Source organism: Pseudomonas sp. HP_14, from assembly GCF_055283875.1.
On sequence record NZ_JBTOQI010000017.1, the window covers coordinates 1 to 23,729 of the forward strand.

22 protein-coding genes are annotated in these 23,729 nt (G+C 57.4%); 14 read left to right on the forward strand and 8 right to left on the reverse strand.

From position 1 onward, the window contains the following. Positions 1-157: 157 nt before the first annotated feature. Together ACYASS_RS13105 and algB are read right to left on the reverse strand one after the other, a co-directional pair. Positions 158-1,945: a KinB sensor domain-containing domain gene (locus ACYASS_RS13105; protein ID WP_463586445.1), complete on the reverse strand. Its 1,788-nt coding sequence runs from the start codon at positions 1,943-1,945 to the stop codon at positions 158-160. 10 nt (positions 1,946-1,955) lie between these two features. Then, positions 1,956-3,302 carry a sigma-54-dependent response regulator transcription factor AlgB gene (algB, locus tag ACYASS_RS13110; protein ID WP_463586446.1) on the reverse strand — a complete coding sequence of 449 codons (1,347 nt, stop codon included), beginning with the start codon at positions 3,300-3,302 and terminating at the stop codon, positions 1,956-1,958. A 245-nt stretch (positions 3,303-3,547) separates the two neighbouring features. On the opposite strand from algB, the gene ACYASS_RS13115 reads away from it, so the two are divergent. From ACYASS_RS13115 to gltP, 5 genes are all read left to right on the forward strand, one after another. After that, the gene (locus ACYASS_RS13115) at positions 3,548-4,396 is read left to right on the forward strand and encodes a BON domain-containing protein (protein ID WP_463586447.1); all 849 of its coding nucleotides are present in this window, start codon (positions 3,548-3,550) and stop codon (positions 4,394-4,396) included. A gap of 223 nt (positions 4,397-4,619) precedes the next feature. Continuing rightward, complete coding sequence (locus tag ACYASS_RS13120) at positions 4,620-4,901, forward strand: hypothetical protein (protein WP_463586448.1); 282 nt, start codon at positions 4,620-4,622, stop codon at positions 4,899-4,901. A 50-nt stretch (positions 4,902-4,951) separates the two neighbouring features. Next, positions 4,952-5,116 (forward strand): DUF1328 domain-containing protein, encoded by a 165-nt coding sequence (locus tag ACYASS_RS13125; RefSeq protein WP_002555679.1) that lies wholly within the window; start codon positions 4,952-4,954, stop codon positions 5,114-5,116. A 2-nt stretch (positions 5,117-5,118) separates the two neighbouring features. Continuing rightward, positions 5,119-5,586: an inhibitor of vertebrate lysozyme family protein gene (locus ACYASS_RS13130; protein WP_463586449.1), complete on the forward strand. Its 468-nt coding sequence runs from the start codon at positions 5,119-5,121 to the stop codon at positions 5,584-5,586. A 652-nt stretch (positions 5,587-6,238) separates the two neighbouring features. Further along, positions 6,239-7,579, forward strand: coding sequence for a glutamate/aspartate:proton symporter GltP (gene gltP, locus ACYASS_RS13135; protein WP_463586450.1), 1,341 nt, complete (start codon positions 6,239-6,241; stop codon positions 7,577-7,579). Positions 7,580-7,891: 312 nt separating this feature from the next. On the opposite strand, the gene ACYASS_RS13140 is transcribed toward gltP, so the two are convergent. The 4 genes from ACYASS_RS13140 to argH form a co-directional block, all read right to left on the reverse strand. After that, positions 7,892-10,741 carry a class I adenylate cyclase gene (locus tag ACYASS_RS13140; protein WP_463586451.1) on the reverse strand — a complete coding sequence of 950 codons (2,850 nt, stop codon included), beginning with the start codon at positions 10,739-10,741 and terminating at the stop codon, positions 7,892-7,894. A 180-nt stretch (positions 10,742-10,921) separates the two neighbouring features. After that, positions 10,922-11,170 (reverse strand): TIGR02647 family protein, encoded by a 249-nt coding sequence (locus tag ACYASS_RS13145; RefSeq protein ID WP_122667287.1) that lies wholly within the window; start codon positions 11,168-11,170, stop codon positions 10,922-10,924. Between the two features lie 236 nt (positions 11,171-11,406). Beyond that, a complete protein-coding gene (locus ACYASS_RS13150; protein ID WP_122667288.1) occupies positions 11,407-11,682 on the reverse strand; it encodes a hypothetical protein in 276 nt (91 codons plus the stop codon). A 160-nt stretch (positions 11,683-11,842) separates the two neighbouring features. Continuing rightward, positions 11,843-13,237 carry an argininosuccinate lyase gene (gene argH / locus ACYASS_RS13155; RefSeq protein WP_463586452.1) on the reverse strand — a complete coding sequence of 465 codons (1,395 nt, stop codon included), beginning with the start codon at positions 13,235-13,237 and terminating at the stop codon, positions 11,843-11,845. A gap of 132 nt (positions 13,238-13,369) precedes the next feature. On the opposite strand from argH, the gene ACYASS_RS13160 reads away from it, so the two are divergent. From ACYASS_RS13160 to rsd, 8 genes are all read left to right on the forward strand, one after another. Continuing rightward, a complete protein-coding gene (locus ACYASS_RS13160) occupies positions 13,370-14,452 on the forward strand; it encodes a sensor histidine kinase (RefSeq protein WP_463586497.1) in 1,083 nt (360 codons plus the stop codon). Then, entirely contained in the window at positions 14,449-15,195 is a 747-nt protein-coding gene (locus tag ACYASS_RS13165; RefSeq protein ID WP_463586453.1) for a LytR/AlgR family response regulator transcription factor, read from the forward strand. Before ACYASS_RS13160 ends, ACYASS_RS13165 begins: the two co-directional genes overlap by 4 nt. 210 nt (positions 15,196-15,405) lie before the next feature. Further along, positions 15,406-16,347: a hydroxymethylbilane synthase gene (hemC, locus tag ACYASS_RS13170; protein WP_463586454.1), complete on the forward strand. Its 942-nt coding sequence runs from the start codon at positions 15,406-15,408 to the stop codon at positions 16,345-16,347. Next, positions 16,344-17,120 (forward strand): uroporphyrinogen-III synthase, encoded by a 777-nt coding sequence (locus ACYASS_RS13175; RefSeq protein WP_463586455.1) that lies wholly within the window; start codon positions 16,344-16,346, stop codon positions 17,118-17,120. Before hemC ends, ACYASS_RS13175 begins: the two co-directional genes overlap by 4 nt. Positions 17,121-17,168: 48 nt before the next feature. After that, the gene (locus tag ACYASS_RS13180; RefSeq protein WP_463586456.1) at positions 17,169-18,311 is read left to right on the forward strand and encodes a uroporphyrinogen-III C-methyltransferase; all 1,143 of its coding nucleotides are present in this window, start codon (positions 17,169-17,171) and stop codon (positions 18,309-18,311) included. Continuing rightward, entirely contained in the window at positions 18,308-19,552 is a 1,245-nt protein-coding gene (locus tag ACYASS_RS13185; protein WP_243244571.1) for a heme biosynthesis HemY N-terminal domain-containing protein, read from the forward strand. The genes ACYASS_RS13180 and ACYASS_RS13185 overlap by 4 nt, the downstream gene beginning before the upstream one ends. A gap of 228 nt (positions 19,553-19,780) precedes the next feature. Further along, positions 19,781-20,308 (forward strand): disulfide bond formation protein B, encoded by a 528-nt coding sequence (locus ACYASS_RS13190; RefSeq protein ID WP_463586457.1) that lies wholly within the window; start codon positions 19,781-19,783, stop codon positions 20,306-20,308. A 181-nt stretch (positions 20,309-20,489) separates the two neighbouring features. Beyond that, positions 20,490-20,966 (forward strand): sigma D regulator, encoded by a 477-nt coding sequence (gene rsd, locus ACYASS_RS13195; protein WP_243244567.1) that lies wholly within the window; start codon positions 20,490-20,492, stop codon positions 20,964-20,966. Between the two features lie 188 nt (positions 20,967-21,154). On the opposite strand, the gene ACYASS_RS13200 is transcribed toward rsd, so the two are convergent. Further along, the gene (locus tag ACYASS_RS13200) at positions 21,155-21,832 is read right to left on the reverse strand and encodes an FKBP-type peptidyl-prolyl cis-trans isomerase (protein ID WP_243244565.1); all 678 of its coding nucleotides are present in this window, start codon (positions 21,830-21,832) and stop codon (positions 21,155-21,157) included. 217 nt (positions 21,833-22,049) lie between these two features. Here ACYASS_RS13200 and ACYASS_RS13205 point away from each other — a divergent pair, with 217 nt between their 5' ends. After that, the gene (locus ACYASS_RS13205; protein ID WP_463586458.1) at positions 22,050-23,240 is read left to right on the forward strand and encodes an AlgP family protein; all 1,191 of its coding nucleotides are present in this window, start codon (positions 22,050-22,052) and stop codon (positions 23,238-23,240) included. Here ACYASS_RS13205 and ACYASS_RS13210 read toward each other — a convergent pair. After that, positions 23,237-23,701 carry a TIGR02444 family protein gene (locus ACYASS_RS13210; RefSeq protein ID WP_463586460.1) on the reverse strand — a complete coding sequence of 155 codons (465 nt, stop codon included), beginning with the start codon at positions 23,699-23,701 and terminating at the stop codon, positions 23,237-23,239. The two genes, ACYASS_RS13205 and ACYASS_RS13210, sit on opposite strands and share 4 nt — an antisense overlap. Between the last annotated feature and the right edge of the window lie 28 nt (positions 23,702-23,729).

Here is a 23,729-nt window from a genome sequence, read left to right on the forward strand (position 1 = left end):
GCCCCCCGCGGCCTTGTCCTACCGGCTCCCCCGCGCCCCCCGCCCCCCCTCCCACCGCACCCCCCCCCCCCCCCCCCCGCCCCCCCCCCCCCCCCCCCCCCCCCCCCCCCCCGCTCCTACAGGCCCAACGTTTGCTGCGCGGTGGTGCCGATCAACCCTACAACGGCAGCGCCATATAAAACTGGGTGCCCTGCCCTGGCCTGGAATAAACGCCCATACGGCCGCCATGCAGCTGCACGATTTCCTTGCACAGCGCGAGACCCAGACCGGCACCGCCCTTCTTGCGGCCGACCTGGACGAAAGGTTCGAATATCCGCCCTTGCTGGCCGTAGGCGATGCCTTCGCCATTGTCTTCCACGCTGATGATCACCCGTTCGCCATGGCGGCGTGCCTGCAGGCGAATCAGGCCATTTTCAGGGGTGTGACGCAGTGCGTTATCCAGCAGGTTGTCGAGTACGCGTTCAAGCTGGGCGCGGTCTGCGTGCAGTCGGGGCAGTGGATCCTGCGTTTCAATCGACAAGACAATGTCTTGATCATGGGCTTTTGCGTCGAAGCGCTGTCGTGCCTGCTCCAGCATCTCTTCGATTGAGACGGGCGCAAGGGTAAGTTTCTGCAGGCCATTCTGATAGCGGGAAAAATTAAGCAGGTCATTGATGAGTTGCATCAAGCGCTGCATTTCTTCGTTGACCGTATCAAGCAGGTCTGACTCCCGGGAATCCGCCGGGAATTTCGCACGCTCGCGGAACAGACCGAACGCCATGTGCATGCCGGTCACTGGCGTGCGCAGCTCATGAGAGGCGCGCAGCACAAACTCGCTGCGAACCCGTTCAAAGGCTCGTTGCTCGGTCACATCGTGGAGCACCATCACCGCGCCTAGAATATGGCCTTTGCTGTGGCTGACCGGCGTCAGGCTGTAAGTCAGCAGTCGTGACTCGCCGTCCACCTCGATGGCAAGATCCTCCGGCGCGCGCTCTAGTGTGCCGCCGCGCAGGGTCAGATAGAGCTGCTCATCCAGTTCGGGGCGCTGCAGCGCCTCGCCAAGCCCTTGCCCCAGCTTTGGCTCGTCCCAGCCCAATTGGCGCTGGGCAACCGGATTGAGGTGCTCCAGGCGACCTTGGCGGTCAATCATCAGCAAGCCGTCATCGATGCAGTCCAGCACCGCTTGCAAGCGCTGTTGGCCTGCCAGAAGCTCGTCCACGTTAGTGGCCTGATGCTGACGCAATGCTTCGGCCATGATCCCGAAACGTCGGGTCAGCAGATTCATTTCTGCTGCAGAAGAGATCGGCAGGGTTACTTCAAAGTTGCCCTTGCCAATATTATCCGCCGCCTTCGCCAGTGCCTCGATAGGTGCGCCGAAGCGACGAGCGATGCCATGGGCCGTGATGAATCCGATACACAATACTGCAAGCCCAACCAGCCCGAGCAGGCCCGCAACCCATAAAGCCCTTTCACGGGAATGCACTTCCACCTGGCTGATGTTATCCAGCGACTTGCGATGGGCGATCAGCAAGTTATTGCGCAGGTCGTTGAATGCTTCGGTCACCTCCGAATTGTCACGCATCGCACGCGAGGACTGGCGGGACTCTTCATACGCATCAATAAATTTCTGATAGTCCACCCTGGCTTCATGAAAGCCGTTGTCGACATTGTTGCGTTCGTCGTGCTCAACGCCTTGCTCCAGCAGAACCCGGAACTGGTCCTGAAGCTTGCTAAGTGGCTTGGGATCAGGTGTTTCATTGAGCATCATGACCAACTGATCGCCCAGGTTTTGCCGAAGCTTCAGCCCAGTGTCCAGCGTCACGAAGTTCTGCTGGATCAGCGATTCCTGCGAGTTCGCCATCTGCATCACGCTGACGAGCCCAAGCATCAACCCCAACAACGCTACCGTTATCAAGGCCGAGATGCTGAAGAACAGCCGCGTTCGCAACTTCATAGCCAGTTTCATGCCGCGTTAGTCATAGGTTGTACTGCTTGCGTTTGCGATAGAGCGTCGACGCATCGATGCCTAGCGTTTTGGCTGCCTGGTCGAGTGTGTCGCTGGTAGCCAGCACCGCGCCGATATGGGCTTTTTCCAGCTCGTCCAGACTCAGCGCCGCACCGACTCGCGGGGCGTTGCTGGTGGGCTGCTCGGCCATACCCAAATGGGCGATTTCAACCCTTTCCTGCGGGCAGATGATGCTCGCGCGCTCGATCACATTACGCAGCTCGCGAATATTGCCGGGCCAGCGATAGTTCAGCAGGGCGGCTTTGGCCTCGTCGCTGAAACCCCTTGCCGGGCGGGCGTAATCCTTGACGAAGCGGGCCAGGAATCTGTCTGCCAGGGTCAGGATATCTTCGGTGCGCTCACGCAGGGCGGGCAGGTGCAGGGTGATGACGTTCAGGCGATACAGCAGATCCTCCCGGAAACGGCCATTGCGAACCATGTCTTCCAGATTCAGGTTGGTCGCCGCAAGAATGCGCACATCGGCCCGTCGAGTCACAGGGTCGCCGACGCGCTCGTATTCTTTATCTTGAATAAAACGCAGCAGTTTTGGCTGCAAAGCGAGCGGAAAATCGCCGATCTCGTCGAGAAATAGCGTGCCGCCGTCGGCCTGGTTGACACGTCCCAGCGTGCTTTCGCTCGCACCGGTAAAGGCCCCACGGCTGTGACCAAACAGCTCGCTTTCCATCAGCTCTGCGGTCAGCGACGGACAGTTGATAGTGACGCAGGATTTCTTGTTGCGTTTGCTCCAGCCATGAATGGCGCGGGCCAGTTCGCCCTTACCAGTACCTGACTCACCCAGAATGAGTATGTTAGCGTCGGTGGTCGCCACCTGGCGGGCGGTTTCCAGAATCGCCATCATCGAAGGGCTGTGGGAATCAAGGCCATCTTTAGGTTTGCGAATTTCACCTTCCAGCGCTTCCAGCCGCGCCGATAGCTGACGTACTTCCAATTGCTTGGCCGTCGCCAGACGTAGCTGATCGGGGCTGCACGGCTTGACCAGATAATCGGCTGCACCGGCCTGAATCGCATCGACTGCGGTATCTACCGCTGAGTGGGCAGTGACAATCACTACCCGCATCCAGGGTGCCTGGACGCGCATTTGCGCCAGTACATCGAGTCCATTGTCTTCGCCTAGCCGCAAGTCCAGAAAGCACAGGTCGAAGACCTGGCGTTGCAGCAACGTTTCCGCTTGGGATGCGCTGTTGGCGGTGGCGACACTGTAGCCCTCATCTTCCAGGCAATAACGGAACGTGCGAAGGATCGCGGATTCGTCATCCACAAGCAGAATACGGCCCTGATTCTCAGTGGCTGCTTCCATTTTTCCTACGCTCCTTAATGAATTGTCTTGCGTTAGTGTCGGAATAATCGGGCAAGTTGCATGGTTGATTCTGATTGATTATGCGAGCTGCATGGTAGCTATCTGACTGAATTAGATTTAAATATTTGATTTGTAAGGATATTTAATTCAATAACTGCCTGGCACATCGCTTGCGGGTTTCTTTTGCTTTTCACGTTGAGTGATTTGCTCGAAACCCTTACATAGCGATAAGACGGAGAAGTGCCATGCACCCGCTGAAAAAGCTCGCTCTGGCCACAGCCACAATCACCGTGCTGGGCCTGAACCCTTTGATGGCCAGTGCCGCCCAGGGCGATTTGCCCAGCCAGCTTGCCGAAGCACGTCAGGAAGGTTCGATCTGGACCGCATTTGCCCTCAATAAACACCTGAGCCCTTTCAAAATCGACGTAAGCGTTGAGCAGGGAACGGCGGTACTGAAGGGGAAGGTCGAAAATCAGGTTGATCGTGAGCTGGCCGAGCGAATTGCGCTGGACGTCAAAGGCATCGATAAGGTCGACAATCAGCTGCAAATCGATGCCAATGTCGCCGCGGAGCCTGGCGCCAAGGCCAGCATGGCCCAGCGCTTCGAAGACGCTACGCTGACCGCAACCGTGAAATCCAAACTGTTATGGAGCAGTGTCACGCAGGCGCTGAACATTGATGTGGACGCTAAAAACGGCGTCGTCACCCTCAAAGGTCGTGCGCAGAGCCCGGAAGCCAAAGAAGTCGCCGGTAGCCTGGCGACCAACACCGATGGCGTGGTCAGTGTGAATAACCTGATCAGCATCAGTGCCGCAGACTCCATAGCGTCACGCACCGATCCACAGGCCAATAGTCCGGCTGAAGACATCAGCGATGTGTGGATCACCAGCAAGGTCAAATCCAGCCTTATCTATAGCCGCAACCTCGATGGCCTGAATATCAAGGTCGATACCAAAAGCGGGTTGGTCAGCCTCAACGGTATTGTCGCCAATTACGCTGAAAAAGAACTTGCGGTCGAGATCGCGCGGAATATTCGCGGCGTGAAAGGCGTCAATGCGGATGCCCTGAAAGTCATGACCCGGACAACAGGCTGATCAGCCTGCCAGGGAAGCTCGTGCATCCTGCACGACCCATGACGGGTGATCGTGCAGGATGCTAGCAGGTGATTTTGTTTTGTGTTTTTAAGTCATTGATTTATATGAATATTATTGTTGTTGAAAAGCTGGCACGCAGGCTGCAATAACCTATTCATACAAGCCGTGACTAACCGGCAACAAGATCAAGTTTGACGCCCGGTGTGGCGTCAGGAGCAACCAGATGAACCGTCAGCGTCTTACTCAACTGCGTATTTCGCCTCAACACATTCAGCAGGGCCTGTTCGCCAGTCTTGCGCTGATGGTCACTCTGATTGCAGTTCAGCAGTTTCAGCAATGGGATAACTCCCGCCAAGCTGCACAGATCAAGCAGCCCTTCACCTACAGCCAGTCCTATTCCAACGCCAGCGCATCGATGGCTCGGGATACCTCGCTGAGCCTTACGCCTGTTGACCGCAAGGCTCCTGTAAGTGAAGTGCAGCACCAGCAAACCTGGGTTTTTTGACCCACAGCAGTAATAGCAGCATCCATTAAAAGCAGATAAGGAGAGTCATCATGTTGAGTTGGGCAATCACGTTTCTGATCATTGCCATTGTCGCCGCTGTACTTGGCTTCGGTGGTATCGCAGGCACCGCAACCGGTATCGCGAAGATCCTCTTCGTCGTATTCCTGGTTATGTTCGTGGTCTCGTTCTTCTTTGGCCGTCGCGGCCGAGGCTGAATATGCGCACGTCTCTGCACTCAATCGCAGCCGCCCTGTTAATGGGCGGTAGCGCGATGGCGATGGCTGCCAATGACGGTCAGGCTCGGGTCAATCAGTTACTGGGATCTGACCCTGAGTACCGATCCACTTGGACTTCAGTGATCAAAAAGGAGGAGCGGTTGCCCGACTGGGTGATCAATCTTTCCGGCGCCAGCGAGCAGCAGATGACTGCTGTGCCTGAGGATGGCGAGAATTACCTTGTAGGTCCTTTGTGCGAAACCGCTGAAACCTGCAAGAGCCAGCGTCTGCTCGTGGCCTTTAGCCTCGACAAGGACAAAGCCTATGCGCTGCTGGTAGATGTGCCGGCTGGCCTGCCTTCGGACAAGTCGCCGACACGTCATGCAACCTATCGATACCTGGGTGAACCCGATGAGGGTATGCAGGGCATGCTTCAAGAGCAGCTTCGCAAAGACCCAAATTGGTATTGATGCAACGTATTCAAGAACAGAGAGCTTCCTTGTTCGGGATGCTCTTTCAGATGCGCGATTTGAAAAGACTCGCGCATGACCAGGGGGCCGGGACGCTTTGATTGTTCGGATCGGAGTGACCTAGGAGTACAGGGAGTACTCCCGACGAGGGCCGGGTCAGGAAGAACCGCGACGCAAGTCCATGATGGTGATCTCGAATCCTCGGGAAAACATCGGCTGTCTTGCGTTGCGTTTTATCATTTCAGCTCGCGTAACGCCGCCACACATCCGACATTTCATGTAAGAACTATCCTCTTTTCTCCCCCGCCATATTCTGTTTGATCCCTTGTGCTTAATTTTCCAGATGGTCTCTAGAGGGCGAATTAGCCACCTTTTAGCCAATTCGCGGTACGTCTTTGTCGTTTTCAGGCATGTTTTTCGTCGCAAACATTATGCCGATTCGGTATGGGGTAGTCGTTTACGGCATTAGACGTTGCGACGATGCGTGGGAATAGTTGCGCCTTTTTTCGTCAGCTACAGAGCCGGATGCTCGCTTGCTGCACCTACTCGGGACAGCTCTGACCGGTAACCGGTGACTTGATGCTGCTGTGGATCAGCGAATTCAGGCATGTGGGTCTAGAGATGTCCGAGCCACTTGAAAAAAGGTAACGACATGAAGAAGGCAAAGCTGAGCCTGGCCTGGCAGATCCTCATCGGTCTGACACTCGGGATTGCACTGGGTGCGCTACTTAACCATTTCAGTGCAGAGAAGGCCTGGTGGATCAGTAATATCCTTCAGCCTGCGGGCGATATCTTTATCCGCCTGATCAAGATGATCGTCGTGCCGATTGTGGTTGCCTCTCTGGTGGTCGGGATTGCGGGCGTTGGCGATGCCAAGAAGCTGGGCCGTATTGGTCTCAAGACTATCCTCTACTTCGAAGTGGTCACGACGATCGCCATTCTGGTCGGACTGGTGCTGGCTAATGTGTTCCAGCCAGGTGCCGGCATCGACATGAGTACCCTGGGTACGGTCGATATTTCCAAGTACACCGCGACCACGGCGGAGGTGCAGCATGACCATGCGTTCATCGCGACGATTCTCAACCTGATTCCGTCTAATATTTTCGCCGCTGTCGCCCGTGGCGACATGTTGCCGATTATCTTCTTCTCGGTGATGTTCGGTCTGGGTCTGGCCAGTCTTGACGCTGAAGTGCGGGATCCCGTCCTGAAGGTGTTCCAGGGCATCTCGGAAACCATGTTCAAGGTCACTCACATGATCATGAACTATGCCCCCATTGGTGTGTTTGCCCTGATCGCCGTGACCGTTGCCAACTTTGGCTTCGCGTCCTTGCTGCCATTGGCCAAGCTGGTGATTCTGGTTTACGTGGCCATCGCGTTCTTCGCTTTCGTTGTGCTTGGGTTGATCGCCCGCCTGTTTGGTTTCTCAGTGATCAAGCTGATGCGCATCTTCAAGGATGAGCTGATCCTGGCTTACTCGACGGCGAGTTCTGAAACAGCGCTGCCGCGCGTGATCAGCAAGATGGAAGCCTATGGCGCACCGAAGGCTATTTGCAGCTTTGTTGTGCCGACCGGTTACTCGTTCAACCTCGACGGTTCGACCTTGTACCAAAGCATCGCGGCGATGTTCATTGCACAGCTGTACGGCATTGATCTGTCTATCGGTCAGCAGTTGATGCTGGTCCTGACTCTGATGGTGACCTCCAAAGGTATTGCAGGCGTACCGGGGGTTTCTTTCGTGGTGTTGCTGGCGACGCTGGGCAGCGTGGGCATTCCGCTTGAAGGCCTGGCGTTCATTGCCGGTGTCGACCGGATCATGGATATGGCGCGCACTGCGCTGAACGTGATCGGCAACGCACTGGCCGTACTGGTCATCTCCCGCTGGGAAGGCATGTACGACGATGCCAAGGGCGAGCGCTACTGGAACTCCTTGCCGCACTGGCGCAGCAAGGAGCCTGTTCCGGGTGCAGAGCCTATTCCGTCGAATAACGCATAAATGCTGGCGGCGGCGCCTGAATCGCGGGCAAGCCCTGCTCCCACAGGTGGGTAGTGGTCTCAAGCTCACGCAAGACCGGTAGGACCGAATTTATTCGGGAAGGCGGTACTCCAGGCAATGTATATGCTGTGGAGGTACTGGCCTCTTCGCGAATGAATTCGCGTTGTGGGAGCCGGGCTTGCCCGCGATAAGAACAACGCGGTCACCTAGACAGGCTGCGGTGCCTGAATCGCGTGCAAGCCCTGCTCCCATAGGTTTCTTATTGTGCAAACAAACCCCGGCATGCCGGGGTTTGTTGTTTCTGTGACTGGCTCAGGCCTGAGCCATGGCGTCGTTGAGCGACTTTTCCAGCTGCGCTTTGTAGCGCAGGTACAGGATGGTCTGTCCGCGAGCCTCGTCCAGCAGCCCTGATAGATCCAGGTCGGTGATGTAGCAGCGATAGTGCTCAGGCTCCGTACGTCGCTCAAGGATCTGACGGGCTACGACGCTGAACAGCTGATCACCATGCTCCAGTTCGGAAAACTCATTGTTGTCGCAGTACAGCGTGACGCTGACCTGGCCGGGCGATGCTTCTTCGACGATCGCCTGCACGTCATAAAACGGCTTGCTCGGTGCGGTCGGCGCACTGCGCGACTCGATCCGTCGGGCACGCCCTGCCCCGGACGGCAGCACTTGATAGTAAAGCGTTTCAAGAAATCCCGGTGCGCTGGAGTTGTCCACAGGCAGCATGGCGCTACGGCGATAAACCAGTGAATGGAAGAAGCGCTGCAGCGGCACCAGTAAGCTCAATTCATCGTGATAAGGAACGCGCTGATGCCAGAGCGCGTTGTGCTCATCAAGTGCGTAGAGGTCCGCTTCGGTCTCGTTGACCCGGTAAAACACCTGAATGCATTCGGGCTGGCCGTGGGGCAGAATCAGCGCCAGGTCGTGATCACTCAGTGCGTGTGGGTCCAGGTGCAAGGGGCTGTAGCGCGGTAGCTCTTCACCTAAATATTCGAACAGACCCGAAAGGCTGTTGATCACCACATGGGTCACCGGTTGAGCCGGGACCATTTCCAGCACGTGATACTGCTGTTGCACCTGAATCAGATAGCGATGGTTGAGGCTTGCGGCGTGCAGCAATTGCGCTGTCGCAACCAGCTCTTCAACGCGCTGGGCGATGGCGGGGGCGCGGTTGTGACAGAAACAACGCACTCGAACAGCAGGCTGCATCGCTCCCTCAGGCAGATTGCTCAGCAGCTCGCTGAGGCAATCGAGCAGCGCGTGGACGCCGTCATAGCGGCTGACAAGGATTTCATTCCAGCTATTAAGGGTGATCTGGTCCAGGGTCAGAACAAGGTTTTCCCGTACTCCGGCGTAGCTCAATGAGTCTGTACGCTCGGTGGTCATCAGGATGTTCAGGTCCCGGTGATGCCTGAGAGGATCAACGCCGACGTTTACCAGCAACAGAATCTCGCTCGGTACTGCGGGACTCAACAGGCGCTCTTCGCTGACGACCTCCAGCGGCACCGGGATTTGCTGTTGCAGCGCGCCCAGTAGATTGAACAGCTCAAATTCACTCAGGTCGCTGCTGCCCGGATGCAGCGCAAGCCGTGTGGTGCTGTCGATCACGTTGTTGCGATGGCACCAGGTCAGCAGTTCAAGCAGCTCGCGGCTGCGTTTTATCGGCGAGAAGTTAATCCACTCGTGGACACCCAGGCTGCCGTTATACAGCGCCCACTGAGCTTTGCCCGGTTCGCGCTTGTTAGGCGATTGCACCAGTGTCAGGGTGTCTTCAGCCAGGTCAGGTGCAATACCCGGATTGATGAATTCAACCTTGCCAGCCTTGCGTTCAAACGCCGCATACAGTCGGCGGCCGAGTACATTCAGGTCCCTGGCGGTTGCCGAACTGGCCACGTTTTGCTGGCGAGCCAGCTGCGTCAGGAAGCGATAGCTGTAATTGAGTTCGTTGACCAGTGCACGACGCTCGTGGGCGACCTGACGCACTTTCCATTGGCTGCGACTGTCGAGCAGCAGCAATTGGCGTTCGTCCCAGCCCCATTCCTGAGTCAGGCGTTCGAGCAATTGCCGTTGCCAACCGGTATTGCGCAGACGCGTCGAGCCCGTCAGTTTTTTATTCACCTTGAGGTACAGGCTACGGCGTACCAGCTCCAGCCGCTCAAGCTCGCCGCGCTCGATCAGGTACTCCTCAATGCGCCGGTACACCACCATATAGGGGTCCAGTTCATCCAGATCCACACGGTTGGCAAACACCGCTTTCTTGAAGCGCAGGCTCAGGCACTGAACCTTCGGATGCTCACTGGCGTAAACCTCTGTCAGCAGCAGTTTGAGCACCGATTTGTAGGGCGACTCGATACCTTTGAATAACTGCCATAAACCGGCGCCGAGGAACTCGCCAGGCGGGATAACAGCCATATGACCCAGGTCGAGCACTTCGTCCTCGCGGATAAAGCGCTTCGACAGCAACGTATGGGTGTAATCGGCGTAGCGCTGTTCTTCGTAGCTCGGCACCAGCCACCACATCGGTGTGCGGCCTGCGAGCCAAATGGCGGTGCGGTAGAACTCATCCAGCAGCAAGTAATGTTGAGTCGTGCCGCAATTGTCGGAGCTGAGCTGGGTATCGCGCTCGCCCGCGACGAAGCGTTGCGGGTCAATCAGGAAAAAGTGGGCTTCAGCGCCCTGGCTGTCTGCCCACGCTTCCAGTGCCTGGCATTTCTTGCGCAGCTCGGCGATTTCATCGGGGCTCAGCTCAGAGTCATGGCAGACCCAGACATCCATGTCGCTTTCTTCAGCTTGCGCCAGAGTGCCCAGGCTGCCCATCAGGAACAAACCGTGAATAGGCTGTCGCGCATGGCCGCGCCGCGCTTTATACGAGAAAGACCGGGTCAGGCGTTGGGCTTCAGCCAATGCAAGGCTGGCGGGTTCGTAATGAGAAACGCCTGCGGGCGTGCTGCCGGACACATAACCGGGCAACAACGGATGATTCACGTGGAAGAACAGCGGCAGCAGATTCAGTACGGTTTGCTGGCGAGTCGACAGACCCTCCATGGCACGCGCAAGCCGCCCGTTGTTCAGGGTCAGGAAACGGCTGCGGAGCTGGGAAAGCACCTTGCGGTCAATGCCTTCATCCAGGTCTGGACGGATTTCGGAGTTACGCGTCATTACAACTCAAACCGGCTGTCGGGCTCGAAAAGGGCAGCATTGAAGTGGTGAGCAAGACGGCGGGCAGGACGGCCTGAAACGTCAGTCTGTTTTTATTCTGGCGCCATTTTTTTATCGGCGCAGTTTTTCATAAATGAAGGGCCCGCTAAACCTTTTTCGGCTCGCGGACCCTCGCGGTGATCAAGCAGCTTGTTTGGCGACGTTGAGGATAGTCAGTAGTGACTGTGCGTGCTCGGCAGCTTCCAGCCCAAGGCTGGTCAGATAACCGCCATCAACCTGTGTGGTAAGGCCTTTTTCGAAGAGTCTTTGTGCGGCTGCTACAGCTGTCGGGGCGGCCACGTGATGGACTTTGAGTCCTTCAAGGGTATTGCCCAGATTGTAGAGTGCGAGGATTTCCAGTTCGGCAACCAGCTCAGGGGTATACGACATAGGTGCTCCAGACTTTTTCTAGTAAGACGCCTTACTGACTGGCGCGGCCCTGGAATCAACGTGTCTGTGCTGCGCTCGTCGGTTCTGGATGACCGTTAAAGCCTGCTCGGCGTGGTAGCCCCGTCGTTCTAGTGGCAGCGAGGCATTTGCAGTGTAGACCTGGTCTGTGGATTTTGCCGAGCCCGATTTATCGAGTGTTAGCCACCGGCCGTCAGTTGGCCGGTGCGCATGTCAGCTCATGCCTCTGGGGGCAGCTCAGGCAGGGCACGCAGCGCTGCTTCATACCATTCGGTGTTGAACGCGCGGTCTTCTTCAAGCAGCGCGTCAATTTCGATAGCCAGAACATGGGCCATCAACTGCAGGATCTCTTCGCGCTCATAGCCAACCAGGGTCAGCTTGTTGAACGTGGCTTTCGCGGCGGGAGGATTGTCGCTTTCAATCTGATTTTCGATGGCTTGAACCAGGGTTGATTCAGCGAATTCTTCTTCATCGTTGTCGAGGGTGTCGGTCATGGGGTGCATCCTTGAGAATTTTTAGTCGGAGCGCATAAATGTGATGGTTAGCCACGGTCCCTGTGGGAGCGAGGCTTGCCCGCGAATGGGTTATCGCGGTCTAACAAGTAAACCGCGTTACCGTCATTCGCGGGCAAGCCTCGCTCCAACAGATTTGGGATTAGCGCGCAGCGAGCAACGCCTGGCCGCGAACTACTGCAGCCTTGACCTGCGCTGGCGCGGTGCCGCCGATGTGATCGCGGGCGTTGACCGAGCCTTCCAGCGTCAGCACGGCAAACACGTCCTGCTCGATCTGATCGCTGAACTTGCGCAGTTCTTCCAGGCTCATTTCAGCCAGGTCCTTGCCGCTTTCAACACCGTACTTCACGGCGTGACCGACGATTTCGTGGCAGTCACGGAACGGCAGGCCCCGGCGTACCAGGTAGTCCGCAAGGTCAGTCGCAGTGGAGAAACCGCGCAGCGCGGCTTCACGCATGATGGCGTGCTTTGGCTTGATCGCCGGGATCATGTCGGCAAACGCTCGCAGCGAGTCGCGCAGTGTGTCGGCGGCGTCGAACAGCGGTTCCTTGTCTTCCTGATTGTCCTTGTTGTAGGCCAGCGGCTGGCCTTTCATCAAGGTCAGCAGGCCCATCAAGGCGCCGAATACGCGGCCGCTCTTGCCACGGACCAGTTCTGGAACGTCAGGGTTTTTCTTCTGCGGCATGATGGAGCTGCCGGTGCAGAAACGGTCTGGCAGGTCGATGAACTGGAACTGAGCGCTGGTCCACAGCACCAGCTCTTCCGAGAAGCGCGACAAGTGCATCATCGCGATGCTGGCGGCCGAGCAGAACTCGATGGCGAAGTCACGATCCGAAACGCTGTCCAGCGAGTTGCCGCCGACGACATCGAAGTCCAACAGTTTGCAGGTCAGCTCGCGGTCGATCGGGTAAGTCGTGCCTGCCAACGCTGCGCTGCCCAACGGCATGCGGTTCAGACGCTTGCGGCAGTCGACCAGGCGCTCGTAATCGCGGCTGAGCATTTCAAACCACGCCAGCATATGGTGACCGAATGTTACCGGCTGTGCGGTCTGCAAGTGGGTGAAGCCCGGCATGATGGTCTCGGCTTCACGCTCTGCCTGGCCTAGCAGGCCTTGTTGCAGGCGGGTGATTTCCGAAAGAATCAGGTCGATTTCATCACGCAGCCACAGGCGTATGTCGGTAGCGACCTGATCGTTACGGCTGCGCCCTGTGTGCAGTTTTTTGCCGGTGATGCCGATGCGGTCGGTCAGACGCGCTTCGATGTTCATGTGCACGTCTTCCAGGTCAACGCGCCACTCGAAGCTGCCCGCTTCGATCTCGGCCTGGATAGTCTTCAGGCCGTCAATAATGGTGTCGCGCTCGGCATCGGTGAGGACGCCGACCTTGGCCAGCATCGTTGCGTGGGCAACCGAGCCCATGATGTCGTGGCGATAAAGGCGTTGGTCGAAGGTGACGGAGGCCGTGAAGCGCGCGACGAAGGCGTCGACGGGTTCACTGAAGCGGCCGCCCCAGGACTGGTTGGTCTTGTCGGTGCTCATGGATTCGCTCGTGATCTGCTGAAGAATGACATGCCCGCGTCTGCTCGCCGGACACACGCGATAATAACAGGTTGGCATTTTTTTATTCGCAGGCAGCTTGCCGCACGGACCGGCAGAGCCGAGACTGGGTCCATGCGAAAAAGCTTACCGAAACACCCCTCGCCTTCAGGGCCAGGCAAAGAATTCTTTCTTCCTGAGTTGTGCCTTCCGCAAGCGCTGTTGGTACTGGTTCTGCTCGCCGAATTATTAGTGCTGGTTCTGGTGCTGGTCGAACCGATGCGCCCGACTTTCGATTGGGTGCGGTTGGCGCTCATGTCGCTGTTTGTGCAATGGATCGTGCTGCTGTCGGCGGCCCTGTTGTGCGGGCTTCGGCCGTGGCTGGCGCGCTTGCCTGCAGGGCGTGCGGGCCTGTTCGGTTGTTTGCTGGTCGTGGCTATCACACTGCTCTGCACCGCGGTCACTGACGTCTGCCAGTTGACCGGCAGGGTGACGTTCGGGGTGATGGTTGAGCGTTATGTGCGCTACGGAGTGATTGCGCTGATCATGTCGGCACTCATGCTTCGCTATTTTTATCTGCAGAGTCAGTGGCGAAAGCAACAGCAAGGCGAGTTGCGCGCCCGTATTGAATCGCTGCAGGCGCGCATCCGCCCGCATTTTCTGTTCAATACCCTTAATAGCATTGCGAGCCTTGTGGCCTCCAACCCGGCGAAAGCCGAACAAGCCGTGCTCGATTTGTCGGACCTTTTTCGCGCAAGCCTTGCCAAACCCGGAAGCCTTGTTACCTGGCGCGATGAGCTGGAGTTGGCGAAACGATATTTATCAATTGAGCAATATCGTCTCGGTGAGCGTCTACAGTTGGACTGGGTGATCAGTGGAATTCCAGACGACCTTCCGATTCCCCAGCTAACCTTGCAGCCATTACTTGAAAACGCTTTGCTTTACGGGATTGCACCTCGCGTCGAAGGAGGTGTCGTAAAGGTAGAAGCGGATTATGAAAGGGGAGAGTTCGTATTGTGTGTAAGCAATCCCTATGACGAAGTTGCCAATCGGCAGACTTCCAACGGCACTCAACAGGCCCTGGTAAACATCGGTGCTCGTCTTACGGCACTTTTTGGTCCGCACGCCAGTCTGAGCGTGGAGCGCCGTGACGGTCGTCACTTCACCTGTCTACGCTATCCTTGTGCGAGACTCACGCAGGAAGCCAGAGCTATATGAATGTCCTGATCGTTGATGACGAACCACTGGCCCGCGAACGGCTGAGCCGGATGGTCAATGAAATTGAGGGTTACCGGGTTTTGGAACCCAGCGCGTCCAATGGCGAAGAAGCCCTGGCGCTGATTGAAAGTCACAAGCCGGATATCGTTTTGCTGGATATCCGCATGCCGGGCCTCGATGGCCTGCAAGTCGCTGCCAGATTGTGCGAGCGGGAAACTCCGCCTGCTGTGGTCTTTTGTACTGCGCACGATGAGTTTGCCCTTGAAGCCTTTCAGGTGAGCGCAGTCGGCTACCTGGTCAAACCAGTGCGGCCTGAACACCTGATTGATGCGTTGAGAAAGGCCGAGCGCCCAAACCGCGTGCAGTTGGCGGCCATGACGCGTCCTGCGGCTGAAAGTGGCAACGGCCCGCGTACACACATCAGTGCGCGGACACGCAAAGGCATCGAGCTGATCCCGTTGGATCACGTGATCTATTTCATCGCCGATCACAAGTACGTCACGTTGCGCCATGAAGGCGGTGAGGTCCTGCTGGATGAGCCTTTGAAGGCGCTGGAAGATGAGTTCGGCGATCGCTTTGTGCGTATCCACCGCAACGCGCTGGTTGCTCGTGAGCGTATCGAACGGCTGCAACGCACGCCTCTGGGGCATTTCCAGTTGTTCCTCAAAGGGCTGAATGGTGACGCGCTGATCGTCAGCCGTCGACATGTGGCTGGCGTGCGCAAGATGATGCAGCAGTTGTAGGAGTGAGCTTGCTCGCGATAAGGTCGGAACGACCGTCATGCTATGGCAGCTTTTTTGTTGTCTTGCGCCTGCTTCGCAGTCGATCGCGAGCAAGCTCACTCCTACAGTTCTATAGATCGCTGATCTGGATCATCACTGCGACCACACAGCGCTGAGCTGATTTGCCTGAACTGTTATTATCCGTCGCAACTATCATGTACGGATTGATCCATGTCCTCTCGCGAAATTCGCATCGCCACCCGCAAAAGTGCGCTGGCCCTATGGCAGGCCGAATACGTCAAAGCTCGTCTGGAACACGCTCATCCGGGTTTGCTCGTGACGCTGGTCCCCATGGTCAGTCGTGGCGATAAGTTGCTCGACTCTCCACTGTCGAAAATTGGCGGCAAGGGACTTTTCGTCAAAGAACTCGAAACAGCTCTGCTGGAAAATCGCGCGGATATCGCTGTTCACTCCATGAAAGACGTGCCCATGGACTTCCCTCAGGGTCTTGGTCTGTTTTGCATCTGCGAGCGTGAAGACCCCCGCGACGCCTTTGTCTCCAACCACTTCGCCAACCTTGAGGCACTGCCAGCGGGCAGCGTCGTCGGTACCTCAAGCTTGCGTCGTCAGGCCCAGCTACTGGCGCGCCGCCCTGACCTGAAGATTCATTTCCTGCGCGGCAACGTCAATACCCGTCTGGCCAAGCTCGATGCCGGTGAGTACGACGCAATCATCCTCGCTGCGGCGGGTTTGATTCGCCTGGGTTTTGAAGAGCGCATTACTGCCAGCATCAGCGTTGACGACAGTCTGCCTGCAGGCGGCCAAGGTGCAGTCGGGATCGAATGCCGTAGCGTCGATGCTGAAATCCACGCGTTGCTTGCGCCTTTGCACCACGACGAAACGGCCATCCGGGTGGTTGCCGAACGCTCCCTGAACAAGCACCTCAATGGCGGCTGTCAGGTACCAATCGCCTGTTATGCCGTACTTGAGGGCGAGCAAATCTGGCTACGCGGTCTGGTAGGTGATCCTTCGGGTAGTTTGCTGTTGCGTGCTGAGGCACGTGCTCCGCAAGCAGACGCTCAGGCGCTTGGCGTTCAGGTTGCCGATGCCCTGCTCGAACAGGGCGCAGAGGGCATTCTCAAAGCCGTTTATGGCGAGGCCGAACGAGAATGAGCGATTGGCGGCTGTTGCTAACCCGCCCTGCCGAAGAGTCCGCTGCGCTGGCGTTGACGTTGGCCGAGACGGGGATTTTCAGCAGCAGCCTGCCATTGCTCGAAATTGAGCCTTTGCCTGCCAGCGCTGATCAGCAGTCGCTGGTTCAGAACCTGGACCTCTACAGCGCCGTTATTGTGGTTAGCAAACCCGCCGCGCGTCTGGGCTTGCAGTGGGTCGCGCAATTGTGGCCGCAGACACCTATCCTGCCTTGGTTCACTGTGGGAGCGGGTACCGCGCAGATACTTCAGGACTACGGCCTGGATGTGAGTTGGCCCGAAAATGGTGATGACAGCGAGGCTCTGCTTGATTTATCCCGACTGCAACAATCCATCGCCATACCCGGCTCACGCGTGTTAATCATGCGTGGCGAAGATGGGCGTGAATTGCTCGCCGAGCGTTTGCGCGGTCTGGGTGTCAGCGTTGATTATCTGCCGCTGTATAAACGTAACCTGCCATATTATCCGCCTTCAACGCTGACTCGGCTTATCCAGGCGGAACGCTTGAACGCGGTGGTGGTCAGCAGTGGGCAGGGTTTGGAACACCTGCGCCAGTTAGCGGGCGATGATTGGCCTGAACTGACGCGTTTGACTTTATTCGTGCCGAGCCCGCGCGTTGCAGAAATGGCGCGCGAAGCCGGAGCCCGAACAGTTGTGAATTGCCGCGGCGCAAGCGCTGCGGCTTTGCTGGCGGCGTTACGGGAACAACCCGGACCTGCTCTTCAGGCGTATTGATCGACTGCTGTCTTTTACCGATTACGCCCAAATGCAAAGGATGGATACGTGAGCGAAACAGCCTTGCCCAAAGATGATTCTGAATCTGTGCTGACACCACCGACCCCCGATCCGTTGCGGCCTGAACGTCCGGCTGGACGGAGTAACGGTCTGGTTGTGCTGGCCTTGCTATTTGGCGTGGGTGGCATTGCTGTCGCCGGTTGGGGAATTTGGCAACTGCGCGCTGTTCAGGCGAGCCATCAACTGCAACGCACGCAAATGCAGGACATCGCCGCTCAAACCCTGACCTTGCAGACCAGCGAGAAGCAGCTCTCCGAGCGTCTGGCGCAGCTGCCTCCTGCTAATGAGCTGGAAGAGCGTCGTCGCCTGGTTGCGCAGTTGCAAGGTGATCAGCAACGCCTGAGCCAGCGGCTTGAGACTGTGCTCGGTGCGAGCCGCAAGGACTGGCGTCTGGCTGAGGCTGAGCATTTGCTGCGTCTGGCCAGCTTGCGCTTGTCTGCGTTGCAAGACATCAACAGTGCTCAGGCATTGGTGCAGGGCGCGGATGAAATTCTTCGCGAGCAAGATGACCCGGGTTCGTTTGCGGCACGAGATCAGTTGGCGAAAAGTCTGGCGTCGTTGCGCAGCATTGATCAGCCCGACCGTACCGGGTTGTTTTTGCAGCTTGCCGCACTGCGTGATCAGGTCGCCCAACTCAATGAGCTGGCTCCTGAATACAAGGATAAAGGCGAGTCGCTGTTGGGCCTCACGAGCGCCAATAGCCAGGACAGCCATCTGGTCCAGTGGTGGAACGAGATATCCCATTACATCCGCATCGATTTCAATGCTGACAAAAACATCCGCCCTTTACTGGCCGGTCAGAGTCTTACCCAGGTTCGCCTGGCGCTGAGCCTCGCTCTGGAGCAGGCGCAGTGGGCGGCTCTTAACGGCCAGCCCGTCGTGTTTGACAAGGCCCTGGCTGAAGCGAAGGAAGTATTGCGTACCAACTTCAATCAGGACGATTCCCAGAGCAAGATGCTCACCGCCCGGCTGGATGAACTTTCCAAGCAACCGGTTTCGGTGATGACGCCCGATCTGGCGCAAAGCTTGAGTGCGGTTCAGGCCTATCTTGAGCGGCGTCATGCCTCGGCAGATGCACCGGGAACTGCGACTAGCCAACCCGCTGAAACGCGGCAGGGGACGAGCCCATGAAGCGTGCCTATGTGCTGTTGTTCATTGCAATCGCGGCCGCAGCGGCGATTGGTGTGGCGATTGCCGAACATTCCGGTTACGTCCTCATTGCTTATCAAAACTTCCGTTACGAATCGAGCCTGTGGGCCACATTAGGCCTGCTGTTCGTTATCTGGCTGGTGCTCGTGGTGATTCGCCTGCTGGTTCGTCTCGTGACGACCTCGGGTTCAGTTGCCAACCCATGGTCCAGGCGTAACCGCAGTCGCCGTGTGCAACTTGCAATCGAGCAAGGGCAGATGGATCTGGTTGAAGGTCGCTGGGCCAGTGCGCAACGCCATCTGCATCGTGCCGCCGAGGCTGAACCGCAACCGCTTCTGTACTACCTCGGGGCAGCCCGTGCGGCTAACGAGCAAGGTCGTTATGACGAGTGCGACAATCTGCTGGAGCGCGCGCTGGAGCGTCAGCCTCAGGCCGAGTTGGCCATTGCTCTAAGCCACGCCCAGTTGCAACAGGATCGCGGTGACAGCGATGGCGCGTTGGTAACCTTGCAGGCCATGAACGAGCGTCACCCTCATAACGCGCAAATTCTGCGTCAGCTGCAGCGCTTGTACCGTCAGCGTGGTGAGTGGTCTGCCTTGATCAAACTCATGCCTGAGTTGCGCAAGGACAAGGTACTGCCACCTCAGGAGCTGGCCGAGCTGGAACGACGCGCCTGGGGTGAAAACCTCACCCTTGCCGCGTACCGCGAGCAGGACGACGATGGACGCTCGGCGGGCCTGCCCGGGCTGGACAATGCGTGGAAAGGCCTGACCTCCGCGCAACGTCAGGAGCCGCAATTGGTGCTTGCTTACGCTGAGCAGTTGCGCCGGTTGGGTGCTGACGGTCAGGCTGAAGAAGCTTTGCGTGCTGCGATCAAGCGCGAATACAACAGCCACCTTGCTCGCCTGTACGGACTGGTGCGTGGTGATGATCCGGCGCGTCAGTTGCAGGTTGCAGAGGGATGGCTGAAAAACCATCCAGATGATCCAAGCTTGCTATTGACGCTTGGTCGGCTGTGTCTGCAAAGCAGCTTGTGGGGCAAGGCGCGGGACTATCTGGAAACCAGCCTGCGTCTGCAACGTAATCCGGAAACCTGTGCGGAGCTTGCTCGCCTGCTGGCCCAATTGGGCGAAACAGAGCGCAGCAATCAGCTTTTTCAGGAGGGCTTGAGCTTACTTGACGAACGACTTCTGGCGCGACCACTTCCGGCATTGGCAAGCTGAAAGCGCTGGCTGAATAGCTGTCTGCGCTAGTGCACGCAGACAGCTATGTAGGAACAATCCTCCATGCTTGTTTGCTGTAGGCAATTTCCTTCAGGAGTTGGTCTGGTGGCTGTCATCCATTGTCTGCAAAGGCCCAGCTAAACAGGGACGTATCCTTACGGCCGCGCCTTGAAAGGGTTGAACGCTTTCTCTACCGTAACTGCCTTCGTCTTACGTTACGGATTTGCCATGCAACTGGCTCACACGCGCTCCCTGTTTTTTCTGGTGTTTATTGCCTGCGCAATGATCATCGGCTGTGTTTTTTATGTGCAGTCTGCGTATGGGCTCTCACCTTGCGTACTGTGCCTGTGGCAGCGGGCAGCTTTCGTTGGCAGCGGCGTTCTGGCGCTGATTGCTACGCTTCATGCGCCGGGCCGGACAGGCTGCCGTGCCTACAGCGCAGTGATTTTGCTATTGATGCTCGCCGGTGCCGCACTTGCTGGCTTCCAGGTCTGGCTTCAGACAGCAACCGTCGATGACACCATTGAAGTTATTGCTCAAGGTGAATGGCTGCTGGACGCTCTTTCGTTAAATCAATGGATCGACAGGTTGTACAGCGATGCCGCTTTCTGCGCAGAAATCTCCTGGTCACTGTTTGGTATCAGCCTGCCGGAGTGGAGCCTTCTGGCCTTCGTCGGTTTAGCAATGGTCATGCTGTATGCGCTTTTCAGGACTACTTTCCGCACTTCGACAGCCGAAAGTCGGGCCGAGGATTAAACACTTGTATGAACTTTCTCTCCTGCGTACCTTGATGGCCTAGTCATGCGGGCATAATCTGGCCCGCAAGCGTTATTGGATATATGCATCATCTGTCGCCCATAAAGCCTGTGTCGTCCACTGCGACGAGCTCAAAACCAGGCCTGCGCAGACTGCATGCCCCTGAAGGGAAGAGATCATCATGTTGGAAAGCTGTCAGAATGCGCAGGAACGCTGGGGCGGGGTCAATAAGCTGATTGATCGCTGGCTGCAGGAACGCCTTGAACTGGTTCGCGTCTACGATGCCCTCGGTGATACGCCCGAAGCATTGGCTGCTGATCGTGAAGGTTTGCAGAAATTCTGTGAGGTGCTCGTCGATTATGTTTCGGCCGGGCATTTCGAAATCTATGAGCAGCTCAACAGCGAAGCCAAGGCATTCAACGATGAGCGCGGCCTTGAACTGGCAGACACTATTTACCCGCGACTCAAAGTGATAACCGAGTCAGCGCTTGCGTTCAATGACCGTTGCGACAGAGGTGATTGCTCCGATTGCACCGCCGTTGCTGCGGAGTTCAACACGCTGGGTGGCTTGTTGCATGAGCGCTTTGAGTTGGAGGACTGCCTGATTGAGGTGCTCCACAACTCCCACAAGGAAGAAGCGGCGACTACTCAAGCCTGATGACTTCTGCGTGAATGAAAAAGGGGTGCCCATGGGCACCCTTTTTTCTGCGGATCGATATGAGGCTTTATTTCAAGTGATCTGTAGGCGCTCACCGAGGTTACGAGGCCAGCGATGGCGTAATGTCAGACAAACCGTGATCGCTGGCCTCGTAACCTCGGTGAGCTCCTACAGGCACCGCGTATGTCTTACTGCGACACCCCAACCAGCTCGATTTCAAATACCAGTGGTGTGAACGGGTCAATCAAGTCACCCGCGCCTTCTGCGCCGTACGCTTCTGCCGAGGGGATGACCAGGCGCCATTTGGCACCCACCGGCATGTTTTGCAGGGCTGTAGTCCAGCCACTGATCACGCTGTCGAGACGAAACCACTGTGGTTGTGTGCTCTGATCGAACACCGTGCCATCGGGCAGGCGGCCGACATAGCGGACCTGCACCCGGCCATCAGCGCTTGGTTTGGCTCCGTGGCCAGCGACCAGTTCGGTCATCAATATGCCGTCTGCCAACTCGGTTACACCAGGTTTGGCCTTTTCAGCCGCCATGAATTTTTGTTCGCTTTCCATGGCCGCTTCGCTCAGCGGTTCGACTGCGCCGGAGGCTTCGGCCTGGGCGACAGCAGCGTCATGCTCGCGAAGAATTTGCTCGATGCGTTCCTTCTTCAATGCAAGAGGCTTGCCTTCGTAAGACTGCTGCAAGCCTTCAATCAGCGCAGGCAAATCAAGATCCGGCACTTCCTGATGCAGGCGTTCGCCCAGGCTTGCGCCAAGGCTGTAAGCGAGGTCGTGTGCCTCGCTGGACGGTGCGGCTTGTACAGCCTGGACCACCGGCAACAAGAGGAACAACGACGTGAACAGGTAGCGCGACATGAATGCTCTCCGGCCTGGGAAGTCAGCGATTATGCCAGTGCAATGGCCTGTACGTGACGGGTGTTTGAAGATGAATTTCGCACTGCGTTGGTGGTGCTTGCAACAGGCATTTTTTCCGCTATGCAACAGCGAGCGTTTCATACTGTCAAGATGCCCTAGCGGCGCTGCTGACAGAGGTCTAGTATGAGCCGCAAATCAGTCAGCCAGGAGGTAAGTCATGTCGGCCAAAAAGAAGCCAGTAAATACTCCGTTGCATTTGCTACAACAGCTGTCGAGCAGCCTGCTCGAACATCTTGAAGACGCCTGCTCCCAAGCGCTGGCTGATGCTGAAAAACTGCTCGCGAAGCTTGAAAAACAACGTGGCAAGGCGCAGGAAAAACTGCACAAGTCGCGTACCAAACTGCAAGACGCCGCTACCGCCGGTAAGGCCAAGGCACAAGGCAAAGCGAAGTCTGCCGTGGCTGAACTGGAAGAATTGCTGGACGCGCTGAAAGAACGTCAGAGCGAAACCCGCGGCTACATTCTGCAACTCAAGCGTGACGCTCAAGAAAGTCTGAAACTGGCTCAAGGCGTTGGCCGAGTCAAGGAAGCGGTTGGCAAGGCACTGTCCAGCCGTGCAGCCAAACCAGCTCCTGCCAAAGCAACACCTGCCAAAGCTGTCGCTGCAAAAGCAAAAGCACCTGTGGCCAAAACCGCTGCTGCAAAAGCGCCTGCGAAAGCTCCGGCCAAGGCTCCAGTCAAAGTTCCCGCTAAAATTGCCGCAGCCAAACCTGCTGCCAAGGCACCTGTAAAATCGACGCCAGCCAAGGCTGCGGCAAAACCTGCCGTCAAAGCGCCCGCCGCCGCTGCAAAACCAGCGAGCAAGCCGGCCGCCAAGCCCGTAGCGAAAGCGCCGGCTAAAGCTGCAGCAACCAAGCCAGCTTCGACGGCCAAAGCGCCGGCCAAAACTGCAGCTGCAAAACCTGCCGCTAAAGCACCGGCTGCTGCTGCAAAACCAGCGAGCAAGCCAGCCGCCAAGCCCGTAGTGAAAGCGTCTGCTAAAACTGCAGCCGCCAAGCCAGCCTCGACGGCCAAGGCTCCGGCTAAAACCGCAGTGGCAAAACCTACCGCCAAGGCACCGGCCGCCGCTGCAAAACCAGCGAGCAAGCCAGCCGCCAAGCCCGTAGCGAAAACGCCGACTAAAGCTGCACCCGCCAAACCTGCAGCCAAGCCAGCGGCTAAACCAGTTGCAGCCAAACCCGCTGCGAAACCGGCAGCTGCCAAGCCTGCCGCGAAGCCTGTAGCTGCCAAGCCAGCCACTGCACCTGCGCCAGCGGCTCCGTCTGCCACTCCGGCAACTGCGCCAGCGCCAGCCGTAACGCCTGCTCCAGCGCCAACCACCGGCACCACGCCAACCAGCGCGTCTTAAGGCTGATTCATCGCGGCGCGCAGCATCCGCAGCGCGTCGCGACTTTGCCCGGCGGCCTCGCCCGCCAGGCAAATCAACCAATCCCCTTGCTCTGCCGCTTGCTGTGCTGACCAACTCCGGGTCTGTGCTTCGAGCCTCGTCAGCAGCTCCCTCTCCGCTTCCAGTTCCAATGCTTTGACTTGCTCACGTAGCAAGCGCAATGGCACATCATGCTGAGCTTCGTTACGCCACGCCGTGCGTATTTCGCGAAGCGGGCGCACTACATCGTCATGCCACGGGGCCGCCAACTGTCCGATTTCCCTCGCCCGCTCGGCATTGCACGCCACGCCACGTTGCGTAAGCCACACGCCACACAAGAGCAGGCAAACATTGGCGCCGCTGGTCTGCAGGCTCAGGCAGGCTTGCTCTACGCCGGGTCTTGCATAGAAATCCAGGGTGAAACTCCAAAGGTCAGAAGGCATAGTTAGCACCTGTTTGAGACGAAGCTGG

Bases quoted from the DNA above. Each gene is read 5' to 3' on its own strand.
- ACYASS_RS13105 (WP_463586445.1), bottom strand. From the start codon at position 1,945: ATGAAACTGGCTATGAAGTTGCGAACGCGGCTGTTCTTCAGCATCTCG.
- argH (WP_463586452.1), bottom strand. From the start codon at position 13,237: ATGAGCACCGACAAGACCAACCAGTCCTGGGGCGGCCGCTTCAGTGAA.
- ACYASS_RS13125 (WP_002555679.1), top strand. From the start codon at position 4,952: ATGTTGAGTTGGGCAATCACGTTTCTGATCATTGCCATTGTCGCCGCT.
- hemC (WP_463586454.1), top strand. From the start codon at position 15,406: ATGTCCTCTCGCGAAATTCGCATCGCCACCCGCAAAAGTGCGCTGGCC.
- gltP (WP_463586450.1), top strand. From the start codon at position 6,239: ATGAAGAAGGCAAAGCTGAGCCTGGCCTGGCAGATCCTCATCGGTCTG.
- rsd (WP_243244567.1), top strand. From the start codon at position 20,490: ATGTTGGAAAGCTGTCAGAATGCGCAGGAACGCTGGGGCGGGGTCAAT.
- ACYASS_RS13205 (WP_463586458.1), top strand. From the start codon at position 22,050: ATGTCGGCCAAAAAGAAGCCAGTAAATACTCCGTTGCATTTGCTACAA.
- ACYASS_RS13185 (WP_243244571.1), top strand. From the start codon at position 18,308: ATGAAGCGTGCCTATGTGCTGTTGTTCATTGCAATCGCGGCCGCAGCG.
- ACYASS_RS13115 (WP_463586447.1), top strand. From the start codon at position 3,548: ATGCACCCGCTGAAAAAGCTCGCTCTGGCCACAGCCACAATCACCGTG.
- ACYASS_RS13150 (WP_122667288.1), bottom strand. From the start codon at position 11,682: ATGACCGACACCCTCGACAACGATGAAGAAGAATTCGCTGAATCAACC.
- ACYASS_RS13210 (WP_463586460.1), bottom strand. From the start codon at position 23,701: ATGCCTTCTGACCTTTGGAGTTTCACCCTGGATTTCTATGCAAGACCC.
- ACYASS_RS13200 (WP_243244565.1), bottom strand. From the start codon at position 21,832: ATGTCGCGCTACCTGTTCACGTCGTTGTTCCTCTTGTTGCCGGTGGTC.
- ACYASS_RS13130 (WP_463586449.1), top strand. From the start codon at position 5,119: ATGCGCACGTCTCTGCACTCAATCGCAGCCGCCCTGTTAATGGGCGGT.
- ACYASS_RS13160 (WP_463586497.1), top strand. From the start codon at position 13,370: ATGCGAAAAAGCTTACCGAAACACCCCTCGCCTTCAGGGCCAGGCAAA.
- ACYASS_RS13190 (WP_463586457.1), top strand. From the start codon at position 19,781: ATGCAACTGGCTCACACGCGCTCCCTGTTTTTTCTGGTGTTTATTGCC.
- ACYASS_RS13175 (WP_463586455.1), top strand. From the start codon at position 16,344: ATGAGCGATTGGCGGCTGTTGCTAACCCGCCCTGCCGAAGAGTCCGCT.
- ACYASS_RS13145 (WP_122667287.1), bottom strand. From the start codon at position 11,170: ATGTCGTATACCCCTGAGCTGGTTGCCGAACTGGAAATCCTCGCACTC.
- ACYASS_RS13165 (WP_463586453.1), top strand. From the start codon at position 14,449: ATGAATGTCCTGATCGTTGATGACGAACCACTGGCCCGCGAACGGCTG.
- ACYASS_RS13140 (WP_463586451.1), bottom strand. From the start codon at position 10,741: ATGACGCGTAACTCCGAAATCCGTCCAGACCTGGATGAAGGCATTGAC.
- ACYASS_RS13120 (WP_463586448.1), top strand. From the start codon at position 4,620: ATGAACCGTCAGCGTCTTACTCAACTGCGTATTTCGCCTCAACACATT.
- algB (WP_463586446.1), bottom strand. From the start codon at position 3,302: ATGGAAGCAGCCACTGAGAATCAGGGCCGTATTCTGCTTGTGGATGAC.